This window comes from Micromonospora sp. SD19 (genome assembly GCF_054462275.1).
This window is the reverse complement of the sequence record NZ_JBTLMN010000001.1, coordinates 415,259-427,882: the sequence shown is the minus strand read 5'-3', so window position 1 is coordinate 427,882 and position 12,624 is coordinate 415,259. Positions and strand designations below refer to the sequence as shown.

11 protein-coding genes and 1 pseudogene are annotated in these 12,624 nt (G+C 72.3%); 9 read left to right on the top strand and 3 right to left on the bottom strand.

All coding sequences use genetic code 11. The annotated features are described in order from the left end of the window. Nucleotides 1–4: 4 nt before the first annotated feature. The gene (locus ACX27O_RS02030; protein WP_051708475.1) at nucleotides 5–1,165 is read right to left on the bottom strand and encodes a low temperature requirement protein A; all 1,161 of its coding nucleotides are present in this window, start codon (nucleotides 1,163–1,165) and stop codon (nucleotides 5–7) included. Between the two features lie 182 nt (nucleotides 1,166–1,347). Here ACX27O_RS02030 and ACX27O_RS02025 point away from each other — a divergent pair, with 182 nt between their 5' ends. After that, the gene (locus ACX27O_RS02025; protein WP_030332298.1) at nucleotides 1,348–1,812 is read left to right on the top strand and encodes a hypothetical protein; all 465 of its coding nucleotides are present in this window, start codon (nucleotides 1,348–1,350) and stop codon (nucleotides 1,810–1,812) included. Between the two features lie 49 nt (nucleotides 1,813–1,861). On the opposite strand, the gene ACX27O_RS02020 is transcribed toward ACX27O_RS02025, so the two are convergent. Next, the gene (locus tag ACX27O_RS02020) at nucleotides 1,862–4,261 is read right to left on the bottom strand and encodes a glycoside hydrolase family 65 protein (RefSeq protein WP_458938852.1); all 2,400 of its coding nucleotides are present in this window, start codon (nucleotides 4,259–4,261) and stop codon (nucleotides 1,862–1,864) included. Between the two features lie 168 nt (nucleotides 4,262–4,429). Between ACX27O_RS02020 and ACX27O_RS02015 the strand changes: the two genes are divergently transcribed. Next, nucleotides 4,430–5,059: a phosphatase PAP2 family protein gene (locus ACX27O_RS02015; protein ID WP_458938851.1), complete on the top strand. Its 630-nt coding sequence runs from the start codon at nucleotides 4,430–4,432 to the stop codon at nucleotides 5,057–5,059. Nucleotides 5,060–5,090: 31 nt separating this feature from the next. On the opposite strand, the gene ACX27O_RS02010 is transcribed toward ACX27O_RS02015, so the two are convergent. Then, nucleotides 5,091–5,768, bottom strand: a complete 678-nt coding sequence (locus ACX27O_RS02010; RefSeq protein ID WP_458939100.1) for a prepilin peptidase — start codon at nucleotides 5,766–5,768, stop codon at nucleotides 5,091–5,093. Nucleotides 5,769–6,362: 594 nt separating this feature from the next. Here ACX27O_RS02010 and ACX27O_RS02005 point away from each other — a divergent pair. The 7 genes and pseudogenes from ACX27O_RS02005 (at nucleotide 6,363) to ACX27O_RS01975 (ending at nucleotide 12,609) form a co-directional block, all read left to right on the top strand. Then, nucleotides 6,363–6,929, top strand: coding sequence for a hypothetical protein (locus ACX27O_RS02005; protein WP_210865036.1), 567 nt, complete (start codon nucleotides 6,363–6,365; stop codon nucleotides 6,927–6,929). Further along, complete coding sequence (locus ACX27O_RS02000; protein WP_030332288.1) at nucleotides 6,923–7,846, top strand: hypothetical protein; 924 nt, start codon at nucleotides 6,923–6,925, stop codon at nucleotides 7,844–7,846. Before ACX27O_RS02005 ends, ACX27O_RS02000 begins: the two co-directional genes overlap by 7 nt. Then, entirely contained in the window at nucleotides 7,843–8,505 is a 663-nt protein-coding gene (locus ACX27O_RS01995; RefSeq protein ID WP_358135393.1) for an SAF domain-containing protein, read from the top strand. Before ACX27O_RS02000 ends, ACX27O_RS01995 begins: the two co-directional genes overlap by 4 nt. 2 nt (nucleotides 8,506–8,507) lie before the next feature. Then, nucleotides 8,508–9,308, top strand: coding sequence for a P-loop NTPase family protein (locus ACX27O_RS01990; protein ID WP_030332279.1), 801 nt, complete (start codon nucleotides 8,508–8,510; stop codon nucleotides 9,306–9,308). Further along, nucleotides 9,298–10,833, top strand: coding sequence for a CpaF family protein (locus tag ACX27O_RS01985; protein ID WP_030332277.1), 1,536 nt, complete (start codon nucleotides 9,298–9,300; stop codon nucleotides 10,831–10,833). The genes ACX27O_RS01990 and ACX27O_RS01985 overlap by 11 nt, the downstream gene beginning before the upstream one ends. Continuing rightward, a pseudogene (locus ACX27O_RS01980) lies at nucleotides 10,794–11,740 on the top strand (type II secretion system F family protein). Before ACX27O_RS01985 ends, ACX27O_RS01980 begins: the two are co-directional and overlap by 40 nt. After that, on the top strand, nucleotides 11,740–12,609 hold the full coding sequence (locus ACX27O_RS01975; protein ID WP_030332275.1) for a type II secretion system F family protein: 870 nt from the start codon (nucleotides 11,740–11,742) through the stop codon (nucleotides 12,607–12,609). Before ACX27O_RS01980 ends, ACX27O_RS01975 begins: the two are co-directional and overlap by 1 nt. Nucleotides 12,610–12,624 lie beyond the last annotated feature (15 nt).

Genomic DNA, 12,624 nt, shown 5'->3' with positions numbered 1-12,624 from the left:
TTGCCTACGCACCAGATCGGTGGCGGTAGGACCGGATGCCGGCGTGATCGAGGACGACCACCACCAGCACCACAGTGACGGCGACCGCGCTGACCGCCACCAGCGGCAGCCGCAGCACGGCCGCCGCGCCGGCCAACACGAACAGGGCGGCGACCCGGGGCCAGGAGAGCCGCCGGTGGATCGTCGCCGAGAAGAGGATCCGCCCGACGAGGAACAGCGTCGGGCCGCTCAGAATGACCACGACAGCGGTCGTGTCACCGGTCCGTAGGGGGTGGACGATGCTCAGTTCGGCGCCGACGGCGGTGACCACCAGCCCGGCGATCATCACCAGGTGCAGGTAACCGGTGATCACGCCGAGGCGGGCCGGATCGGCGCGCTCGATGGCCGGGCCGAGGCGCTGGCCGGCAGGCGTGACGTAGAGCAGACCGATCAGCACGGCGAGGGTGAAGACCAGCAGAAACGCGACGGTCTGTGAGAAGTGCAGATCGGTGCCGGCGTACGACAGGCCGGCGACCAGGACGAGTTCGCCGAGCGCGATGATCATGATCTGCTGGTACCGCTCGGCGAAGTGCTCACCGGCCAGGTGCAACTCCTCCCGCGTGGTCCGGCCCATCCCGGGTGTGGGGTAACCGAGCCTCGGACCGGTGAGGTCGAGAGCGAGGGCGAGCAGCCACAACGGCACCCGCCACTGCGGCAGCAACCCACCGGCGAGCCACGGTACGGCCGAGACGCTGAACCAGCACAGGATCCGCAGCGTCCGAATCTGCCGCGGATGACCGCGCAACCCGACAGCGGTCACCACCCCACGGGCAATGTGCACCGAGACGTACGCGGCGGCGAAGAGCAGCCCCCGCCCGTCCAACGCCTGCGGGATCGCCACCCCGGCCAGCAGGGTGCCCAGCGCGGCGCCCACCAGCAGCCACCGCACCGCCGGGCTCTGCGGGTCGTACCAGTCGGCGAACCAGGTGGTGGGCACCCAGATCCACCAGACTCCGGTCAACAGCAGGGCGGTGTGCAGCGCGCCGACCACTGTGAGGTCGTGCAGCAGGTGGGCGGCCAACTGGCTGAGGACCAGCACGAACGCCAGATCGAAGAACAGCTCCAGGAACGAGGCGCTCAGCGGCGAGTCGCCGCCCCGCAGCAGCCGCTCGGGTCTGCTCGCCATCGGCGCTCCTCCCGCTGGCGCACGGCCCCTGCGTCCGTCGTACCACCCGAGGCCGCGCACCGGAGCCGAAAGCGGTCAGCCGCGTGGCGACGACCCGCTGACCCCTCGTGTCGTTGATCCGGCTGCGCCCATGGTCACCGCTGACCACGGTGGGGGCACCGACTCAACGAGGAGGGAAGCCGATGACCGCTCAGCGCGAAACCGTGCAGGTCGACAACGACCTGTTCCGCGCCGTGTACGACTCACCCGCGTCACTGCCCGGCCGACACCGCTGGACCACCCCGGAGTCGGACGTCCGGCGGCTGGAGAAGCTGCTCGGCATGCCCGCACGCAGCATCGGCGCCCCGCTCTGGGTCAGCGGCGACGAACCCGACTGCCCGAAGTGCCGCCGGCGGATCACCTGGTACGACATCGTCTCGTCGGCCCTCTCCGGCCTGCACGACAAGACCATGATCGCCACGGTCATCCTCGGCGAACGCAAGTACGTCAACACCGAGATCCCGGACGCCATCGCCGGGGTGCGCTGCTCCGACTGTCACACAGCGATCGACGGTCTGCGCAGCTTCAAGTGCCACAACTGGGCGTACGCCTTCGAGGATCTGGCGGCCGTCCGCGAACGGATGGCAGGTGGTCCCGCGCCGATCTGAGCCGAGCCACGGACCGGAGACCACCGCGCGACAACACCAGCGAGGCGGCTCAGTCGGCCGAGCGGCGGGTGGGGCGGCGGCCGGGCGGGGACGGCGGTTCCGGGCCGGGGTCGGGCACCGGCGGCATCGGCCGGGTGACCGGCTCGGTGCCGGTGACCCGCAGCGACTCGCCGTGGTGCCACAGCTCGATCTCGGCGTCGCCGGTGGCGTCGGGCAGCTCGTAGCGGGCCTCCGTCGGAGTCAACGTGACCCGCAGCCGGTGGCCGCGCCAGCGCAGGCTGAACGCCAGCCGGTCGATCCGGCGCGGCAGGCGGGGGTCGAAGGAGAGCACCTCGCGGTCGTCGCGCAACCCACCGAAGCCCTGCACCAGTGCCAGCCACGCGCCGGCCAGCGAGGCCAGGTGCAGCCCGTCGGCGGTCTTGTCCCCCAGGTCGGCCAGGTCCTGCAGCACCGACTCGGCGAACAGGTCGTACGCCAGGTCCAGGTGCCCGACCTCGGCGGCCAGCACCGCCTGCGGGGCGGCCGACAGCGACGAGTCGCGGACCGTGCGGGCCTGGTAGTACGCCAGGTTGCGCGCCTTCTCGTCGGCGGTGAACTCACCGGGGCGAAGTTGCATGGCCAGCACCAGGTCGGCCTGCTTGACCACCTGCTTGCGGTACAGCTCCAGGTACGGGAAGTGCAGCAGCAGCGGGTAGTCGTCGTCGCCGGTGTTCGCGAAGTCCCACTCGGGTTGCTCGGTGAAGCCGGCGGCCTGCTGGTGCACCTCGCGCTCGCTGTCGTACGGGATGGCCATCGCATCGGCGGCGGCCCGCCAGCCGGCCACCTCGTCGCGGTCCACGCCGAGCCGGCCGGCCACCTCCGGATGCCGCTCGGCGGCGTCCGCCGCGCCGCGCAGGTTGCGCCTGGCCATCAGGTTGGTGAAGACGTTGTCGTCGACGAGCGCGGCGTACTCGTCCGGGCCGGTCACGCCGTGCAGGTGGAAGCCGCCGTCGCCCGACCAGTGGCCGAAGCCGTGCCAGAGCCGGGCGGTCTCCACCAGCAGTTCCAGCCCCGCCTCGGCCAGGAACCGCTGGTCGTCGGTGGCCGCCACGTAGCGCAGCACCGCGTCGGCGACGTCGGCGTTGACGTGCAGCCCGGCGGTGCCCGCCGGCCAGTAGCCGGAGCACTCCCGGCCGCCGATGGTGCGCCACGGGAAGGTCGCGCCGGCCAACCGCAGCTCGGCGGCCCGCTCCCGCGCCTCGGGGAGGTGGGCGTGCCGCCAGGTCAGCGCCGACCGGGCCACCGCCGGGGCCAGGTAGGTGAGCACCGGCAGGACGTAACTTTCGGTGTCCCAGAGGACGTGACCGTCGTAGCCGTTGCCGGTCAACCCCTTGGCCGAGATGGTCCGGTCGCAGTCCGGGCGACCGGCCTGGATCAGGTGGAACATCGCGAACCGAACTGCCTGCTGAAGCTCCGGATCGCCGTCGAGCCGCACGTCGGCGACCTGCCAGGCCGCGTCCAGGGCGGCGCGCTGGTCGGTGAGCAGGGCGTCGAAGCCGTCCGCGCGGGCGGCGTCCGCCTCGGCGGTGACCAGGGCGGCCAACTCGTCGGCGGACGTCTCGTCGACCGCCGCCCACTCGTAGGCGGCGAACTTCGTCAGCCACAACCGCTCCCCCGGGTGCAGACGACCCGTGACGGTCAGCCGTACTCGGTCCGGGGTGCAGTCGCCGGTGGTGGTCACCGTGTCCGGCCCGTCCAGCAGGTGACTGACGGCGACCGCGACGCGTTGGCCGCTGCGTTCGGTGCGGTGCACCAGCACGCCGTCGAGGCCGGTCGCCCGGTACGTCTCGGCGGTCAGCGGGTCGGTGGGCACCGAGGCGGCCCGAGGGTCGTCCGAGCGCTCCGGCACCTTCTCGTTTGCCAGCAGGTCCGAGCAGACGCGCAGCTCGACGGCGGTGTCCAACGGCTCGACCTCGTACCGGACGGCGGCCACCGGGCGACGCGGCAGGGACACCAACCGGCTGCTGCGCAGGCGCACGGCCCGACCAGCGGGTGAGATCCACTCGGTCTCCCGAGTCAGCACGCCGGCGCGCAGGTCGAGCACCCGTTCGTGGCGGCGCAGCGTCCCGGTCCGGAGATCGAGTGGCTCGTCGTCGACCCAGAGCCGGATCAGCGCGGCGTTTGGTGCGCTGATGACGGTGTCGCTGGCCGACGGGAACGCGTACCCCTCCTCGGGGTAGCTCAGTTCGCGCCGCTCGTGGAAGCCGTTGACGTAACTGCCCGGCATCCCGCACGGAGCACCCTCGTCGAGCACCCCGCGCCAGCCGATCCACCCGTTGCTCAACGCGAAGATCGACTCGGTCTCGCCGAGCCGGTCCTGGTCGGCCGCTGTGCGCCGGATCCGCCAGGTCTCGTCGTCGGCCAAGCCGGCGGTGGACTGCGGTTGATCGGTGGTCGAACCGGTTTGCACGAAGTCTCCTGTCGGCCGATGTCCTGCACCAGCCAACCAGAGCCAGCTGGACGAATCCTGGACGAAGGTCGCCAAAGCCACTCGACCTTCGACAGCGGCAGTGCCCGCTGCCGCGTTCCTAGGGTGTCCCCCAGGTGAACGAGGTATGAACGTGAAGTGAGGTGATGCATGGTCGACAACGGCAGCATTGACGTTCCGGAGATCAGCGCCGAGTGGTACCGCGACGTCGTCGACGCCGCCGCCGGCAGCCAAGAGCCGGTGCAGTGGTTCGTCGGACACGCCACCGAGGGGGTGATCCTGATACTCGGCGCGCTGCTGCTGATGGCCGCGCTGAGCCGCCGGTCCGGCGGCCCGCACGACCGGGCACTCGCCCTGATCGCGCCGCTGCCGGCCATCCTGGCGTACGTGGGCAGCGAGTTCCTCAAGACCGTGGTGGACGAGGAGCGCCCCTGCCGGACCATCGGCCGGGAGATCATCGCGAGCGCCTGCCCACCCCCGGGCGACTGGTCGTTCCCCAGCAACCACGCCACCATCGCCGGCGCGCTGGCGGTCACCACGTTGCTGCTCTCCCGCCGCCTCGGCCTGGTCGCGTTGCCCCTGGCCGCGCTCGCCGCCTTCTCCCGGGTCTTCGTGGGCGTGCACTACCCGCACGACGTGATCGCGGGGGTGCTGTTCGGCGCCCTGGTCGCCGTGGTGATCACCCCGTTGCTGGCCCGCCCGATCGGCGAGGTGCTGCGCCGGCGGGCCGACCGTCAGGACAGCCCGGTCCCCAAACTGGCCGGCCGCTCGCGACAGTGACCGGCGACCCGGCCGGTCGCCGCCCGCCGGGTCAGGCCGCCAGCAGGACGGCACCCACCGTGCCGAGCAGCAGGAACGGGCCGAACGGCAGGTGGCTGCTCCAGTTGGCTCGGCGGGTGGCCAGCAGGCCCAGACTCACCACTGCGGAGAGCCCGAAGGTGAGCAGCATCCCGAACAACAGCACCGGCCAGCCGTACCAGCCGAGCAGCGCCCCGACGCTGAGCGCCAGTTTGGCGTCGCCCAGCCCGAAGCCGCGGCGGCCGAGCAGCACGGCGGTGCTGGCGAAGAATAGCGCCAGCCCGGTGCCGCCGGTGACGGCCCGCAGCCAGTGCCCCGGGTCGGCATCGAGTGCGGCCACGCCGAGCAGCAGCCAGGTCCCGGCCGCCGCGGGGAGGGTGAGCCGATCCGGCAGCCGGTGCACGGCCAGGTCGACGAGGATCGCCGGGATCGTCCAGCCGAGCCACCAGATCAACGCCGGCAGCGCCCCGCCCGACGGGCCGCCGACCGCCAGCAGCACCACCGCCGCGAGCACGGCCACCTCGACGGTGCCCGGCGGTGGGCCGACGCGGGCGCGGCAGTGCCCGCACCGGGCCGCCGGGCCCAGCGCCGGCCAGGGGCGGGTCAGGCCGACCGGCGCGCCGCAGGCGTCACAGCCGGTCCGGCTGGGCAGACCCGGGGGTACGGCGTAGCGCAGCGCGGCCAACCGCATCAGCGGACTGACCGCGAGGATCGCGAGCACGGCCAGCCGCGACCTCGCCACGGTGAACACGGATCGTGATCGAGGGCTCGCTGTGGTGTGACGGATGGCGCGGAAAGCGACCTGCCGACCCGAGCCGGCGGGGCTGCTTTCGACCGCTTCGGCGTCGGGCGGGGCGGCCCGCTGATCGGTCGGCGACCCCGTTCGAATGCCGGGATGACGCCACGATGTCCCACTCCCGCGCCCCGTGGCGAGACTCCGATGAGCCCGTTCGACCCAGCGACGTCCCATCAACAACGACCTTTCGCTCGGCCTTCGCTCCGGGCGCGGTGCGAACACCCGCCACCACCACCTGTCATCACGCAGAGTGTTCACTTGAATTGCCTCTGTTGCATTGGCGAGCGTCAGCCTATGCTCGCCCCTTGGGTGTGACGCAAGCCTCACCTTCACCATCGGACGACACAGGAACCTGAATTCGCAAAAGATCCGTAACGGTGAATGCCGAAGCGCAATGAACGGCTCCGGATGTGCTGATCCGGGCGCGCTTCCGCATGCCCGACGGCGGTGAACAGCCACCGCCCCGGGCGACCACGAGGAGGCTCGACGGTGCGCGGACGGCAGCTCAGACGAGCGGCAATCTGCCTGCTGGCGATCGTGGCGGCGATACCGGCCACCGCCTGCGCCAGCGGACGGGGAACGGTCGAAAGGCCGACCCCGGTACGCGACGACGGGCACCGGACCAATCCCGACGTCGATCGGCACGCTGCCGAAAAGGCGGCGCTTGACGCGTACTCCGGTTATCTCACGGCCTCCCGTAAGGCGGGCCAACGCAGTGATCCGCGTTCGCCGGAACTGTCCCGGTTTCTCGCTGATCCACTTCTGACTCGGGTCCGGGTGTCCATTCGCGAGGCTAAGGAGCACGGCGCCATGCGTACCGGAACGGTGAAGTCCGACCCGACCGTGACCGCCGTCAGCCTGGACGCGAAACCGGCCACCGTGGAGATTCAGGACTGTCTCGACACGACCGGCTACCGGCTGGTCTACGCCAAGGACAAACGTCCCGTGCCGGGCAGCGGCGGCGGCCGGCACCTCTCCACCGCCACCGCAACCCGGTACCCGGACGGCCGCTGGTTGATCAACTATGGCGCGACGCACCGGGACCAGCCGTGCTGACCCGGTCCGGGACAACCCGGCGGGCACTCGCCGGGATCGGCCTCGCACTCCTGCTGGTGCTCGGTGCCACACTGCCGGCCACCGCCGCTCGACGGGCCGACCCGGGGGCCGGTTGCCCGCCCGATCAGCCCGACTGCAGCGTCTGGGACGACGAACCCGGCAACCCGGGCGGTCCCGGCGGCGGAGACGACGGTGGGGGTGGAGACGGCGGTGGCGGCGGGGGCGGTGTCTGCCAGTGGAACGGGCGGACCATTCCCTGCTACGACGAGGACCTGGGCTGGTTCAACAACGGCGACGGGTGCTACTACAAGCTGACCGAGGGGCCGACCGAGCCACCCGAGGGCGAGCAGTGGTACCTGCAGACCTGCAACGGCGGCGACCTCGGTGCCCAGGACGTGGTGACGCTGGCCGACCCGCCGGCCGGCTTCGGCGCACCGCCGAACCCGGAGGAGCTGGCCCGCCGCGCCCTGGCGTCGATCAAGCTGCTCCCGGCGCCGCTCAGGGTCGCGCCCCGCAAGAGCATCGGCCCCGGACTCGTCGGCCTGCCCGTGTGGATGTGGGCGGCACCGAGCACCAGCTACTTCGGGCCGCTGACCGCGTCCGCGTCCGACCGGGACGTGACCGTCTCCATCGAGGCGAAGGTCCGCGAGATCGTCTGGGACATGGGCAACCAGGAGCAGGTCTCCTGCGACGGCCCCGGCACCCCGTACGACCCGAAGGGTGACCGGGCCGGCGGCACCTCCCCGGACTGCGGCTACGACAAGGGCTACCAGAAGGCCGACACCTACCAGGTCACCGCCACCACGTACTGGACGGTGACCTGGAGCGGCGGCGGCGAGAGCGGAGTGATCCCGGTGACCCGAAACAGCGGCACGGTGCCGATCCAGATCAACGAACTCCAGGTGGTGACCCGATGAGCCTCGCGACCCGCAACGGGACCGGATCCGTGGACGCGCCCGTCAACCCGCCCACTGTGGTCCGCCAGCGGCGGGTCCGCCCCGGGCTCCTCGGTCTCGCCGTCCTCCTGATCGCCCTGGGCGGGCTGGGTGCGGCATTCGCGGTCACCTCGGTCCGGGCCACCGGCAGCTATCTGGCGGTGGCCCGCCCGGTGGAGGTGGGCCGCGAGATCAGCGCCGCGGACCTGGTCACCGTGCAGGTCGCCGGCGGGCAGGGGCTGCGCCCGGTGCCCGCCGGACGGCTCGACGAGGTGGTTGGCAAACGGGCAGCTGTCGCGCTGCTTCCGGGCACGCTGCTCACCCTGGGACAGGTCACCGACGACCCGCTGCTCGGCCCCGGCCAGCAGCAGATCGCGCTGGGTCTGAAGACCGCCCAGGTGCCGGCCCGTGAACTGCACCCCGGCGACAAGGTCCTGCTGGTCAGCACCCCGGACACCAGCACCAACGGAGACCCGCCCGCCGCCGCCGGCACCCGGTTCCCGGCCGCCGTCATCGACATGGTCAGCCCCGGCAACGACGACAAGGTCCTGTACCTGGCGCTACTCACCCGTGACGTGCCCGCCGTGGTGGCGCTCGCCGCACAGGAACGGCTCGCCGTCGTGCTGACCGAGGCGGCCTGAGCATGGCGATCATCGCGCTGGTGTCCGCGAAGGGCTCACCCGGCGTCACCACCTCGGCGCTGGCCTGCGCGCTGGCCTGGCACCGACGGCTGGTGGTCGCCGAATGTGACCCGGCCGGCGGCTCGATCCTCGCCGGCTACCTCGGCGGCCAACTGGACGGCCCACGCGGCATCGGCGAGCTGGCCGTCGGGGAGCTGCGCGACGGCAACCTGGAGACCGGGTTCTGGTCCCAGCTGGTCGACCTGGACGCGCCCCACCGGGAACGGCTGCTGCTGCCCGGCCTCGTCGACCCCGCCCAGAGCGGCAGCGTCACCCCGCTCTGGCAGCGCTTCGCCGACTACTTCGACGCCCTCGACCGCGGCACACCCGGCTACGACGTGCTTGTCGACTGTGGCCGGCTGCACGTGACCGGGCCGCCGTGGCCGGTGTTGCGGGCCGCGTCGGTGGTGCTGTTGGTGACCCGGGCGCACCTGCCGGACCTCTCCGGCACCCGCGCGGTGGTCACCACCATCGAACGGGACTTCGCCGAGCACCGGGTGGCCCCCGGCACCCTGCGGCTGCTGCTGGTCGGCGACGGTCACGGGCGGGCCGAGATCAGCCGGGCCCTGAAGCTGCCGGTGATCGCACGGCTGCCGCACGATCCGCGTACCGCCCGGGTGCTCGCCCTGGGCGGGACCGTGCGCGCCGGTCGGCCGCTGATGCGCGCGGCGGCCGCGCTGGAGGTCCCGATCGGGGCGCTCCTGGAGCGGCGACGGGCCCGCCTGGCGTGGCCCGTGCAGCAGGGGGTGCCGGATGCGGTTTGAGCCGGTCTCCACCGATCCGCGCCAGCAGCCACCCGGCGTGACCTCGACCGCGCCGCCACTGGCCGTGCCGAACGGCCGGCACCACCAGTCCGTGCCGCAGCCGATGCCCGCGGTCACCGCGCCGCCGGAGCCGCCGCCCCGGCCGCGAATGGACTTCCAGGTGGTCCGGGAGCTGCGCCGGGAACTCACCGAACGGCTCACCCTCTGGCAGCGCGGCCGGGAGTTCACCGTCGACGAGGAGGACACCGAGCGGGCCCGCCTCGCTGTCACCGTCGTCGCCGCGTACGCGGACTCGGTGCGCCGGGCCGGTACGCCGATGGCCGCCAGCGAGGAACGTCTGCTGCTCGACCAGGTGACCGCCGAGTTGGTCGGGCTCGGCCGGCTACAGACCCTGCTTGTCGACGACACCATCGAGGAGGTGCACATCCTCGGCTGCGACCAGGTACGCATCACCCGGCACGGCGGTGGGGTGGACTGGGCCGAGCCGATCGCCGACAGCGACGCCGAACTGGTGGAGATCCTCCAGGCGGCGGCCCGGCGGGCGGGCGCGACCGAGCGCTCCCTGTCCACAGTGAAGCCGACCCTCGACCTGCAACTGCCCGACGGCAGCCGGTTGGCAGCGGTGTTCCTGGTCAGCCACCGCCCGTACGCGGTGATCCGCAAGCACAACACCCTGGACGTGAGCCTCGACGACATCGCGGGCGGCCGCAACGACCTGGACGAGATGATCGACCCGCTGCTGCGCGACTTCCTCCGCGCGGCCATGCGCGCCGGTCTGAACATCATGGTCGCCGGGTTGGCCGGTGCCGGAAAGACCACTGTCATCCGGGCGCTGATGAACGAGATCCCACCCGACGAGCCGTACGTGCTGCTGGAGGAGAGTCGGGAGCTGCTCCCGGCCCGCCGCCGGGAACGGCACCGGGCGGTGATGAGCTTCGAGGCCCGGGAGGGCCACGGCGAACGCGGCTTCGACGGCCGCCCGGCCGGTGAGGTGACCATCGCCGACCTGATCCCGCTGTCGCTGCGGATGGGCGTCCTGCGGATCATCGTGGGTGAGGTGCGGTCCCGGGAGATCGTGCCGATGCTCCAGGCGATGACCACCAGCCGGGGGTCGATGTGCACCATCCACGCCCGTACCGCGGCGGGTGTGGGTGAACGGATCGTCGAGCTGGCGTTGGCGCACGGCCGGGAGATGACAGTCGACCAGGCCCGTCGGATGGCCGGCAACGCGCTCGACCTGATCGTCTACGTCACCGTCGAGGACGAGACCGCGATCGGTGGGCGCAAACACCGGTTCGTCTCTCATGTGGAGGAGGTGATCGGGGCCGGCGAAGCCGGTCGGATCACCACCACCACGGTCTTCGGGCCCGGCCCGGACGGTCGTGCGGTCCCCCGGCACCTGCCGGAGCGGGTCCGTGACCAGTTGCTGCGGGTGGGTTACGACGCGCGGCTGCTGACCCGGTGGGTCGAGGCCGGTGCCGGCGCGTGGCGGCGGCCCCGGCAGACCCGACTGGCCCGGCGGTGACCTGATGCTCGGCAGCCTGGAACTGATCGCGGTGATCTCCGGGGCCGCCTGTGTGGCCGGGCTGCTGCTGGCCGTGGTCGCGCTGGTCGGCACCCGCCGGCCGCCCGGGCCGACCCCGGGCGGCGGCCCGGGGCTGAGCCGACTGTGGCGGGGGCCGGGCAGCACTCCGGCCGAGCAGCGGGCCTACCAGGCGCTGCTGGTCGCCGCGGTGGCCGCCGGCGCGCTGGCGTTCCTGTTGACCGGTCTGCCGGTGGTGGGCCTGCTGGTGGCGGTGGCGGTGCCCGGCACCCCGTGGCTGTTCGGGGTGGGCAAGGCCGAACAGCGGGCGATCGCCCGGATCGAGGCGGTCGGCGAGTGGACCCGCCGACTCAAGGACGTCTCCGGCACCGGGCAGGGTCTCCAGCAGTCGATCATCGGCACGATCGGCAGCGTGCCACCCGGCATCGAGGACGAGGTACGGCTGCTCGCCGCCCGTCTACAGGCCGGCTGGCTGGCCCGTTCCGCGCTGCTGGCGTTCGCCGACGAGATCGCCGACCCGGTCTGCGACCAGGTGGTGGCGGCGCTGATCCTGCACCTGTCGGACCGGGGTGAGCGGCTGGGTGACGTGCTCGGTTCGATCGCCGGCGCGGCGTCCGCCGAGGTGGCGACCCGTCGGGAGATCGAGGCAAAGCGCACGCAGCCCCGGTTCGCGGTCCGCTTCCTCACCGGAATGACCCTGGCGACCCTGGCGTACGGGCTGATCAACATCGAGTACATCAAGCCGTACGGCACGCCGGTGGGTCAGCTGGTGATGGCCGCCCTCGGTGCCGCGTTCATCGGCCTGCTGGCCTGGGTGCGGTCGATGAGCCAGCCGCGACGTCCGGCCCGGTTCCTGCCGGCGCCCGACCCGGCCGAGGTGATCGCGTGATCGTGAACTGGCAGTTGGCTCTCGCGGTCTGCGGTGGCGCCGGGATCGGTCTGGGTGTGTTCCTGGTGGTCCGGGAGCTGGTGCCGGCGACACCGGCGCTCGGGCCGGCGCTGCGCCGGCTACACCAGCCCCCGGGCACCGGCCGGGTCGCCACGCCCGCGTCCCGGCGGCTCGACTCGCTGACCGGGTTGTCCCGCTGGTTGCGACCGCCGCAGCGGCAGCTGGCCCTGATTGGTCAGACGCCCGAGCAGTACGCGCTGTCGGTGCTGCTCTCCACGCTGATCGGGCTGGCCACGCCGACGCTGCTCGGGGTGACGCTGTGGGCGCTCGGCGTCTCGTTCCCGCTGGTGGTGCCGGTGCTCGGCAGCCTGGGCCTGGCGCTGCTGGGCGGTCTGCTGGCGCACCGGGCGGTGCTGACCAAGGCGGATGCCGCCCGTGACGAGTTCCGCCAGGCCGTCTGCACCTACCTCGACCTGGTGGCGTTGCAGCTCTCGGCGGCGCACGGGCCGGTGCAGTCGCTGGAGCGGGCGGCGGCGGTCTGTGACGGCTGGGTGTTCGACCGGCTGCAGGAGTCGCTGCGGATCGCCCAGATGCAGATGCACGCGCCCTGGGACGAACTCCGCGACCTCGCCGACAAGGTCGGCATTCCGGAGTTGGGGGACGTCGGCGCGATCATGCGCTCGTCCGGCAGCGAGGGCGCGCAGGTGCACGAGACGCTGCGCAGTCGGGCCGACTCGCTGCGCGACCAGATCCGCACCGACAACCTCACCCGCGCCGAGGGGGTGACCAGCAAGCTCGACATCCCGGGCGCGCTGCTCGTCTTCGTGCTGCTCGGGTTCGTCCTCTATCCGTTCATCACCCGTGTCTGACCCCACCCCCTTGAA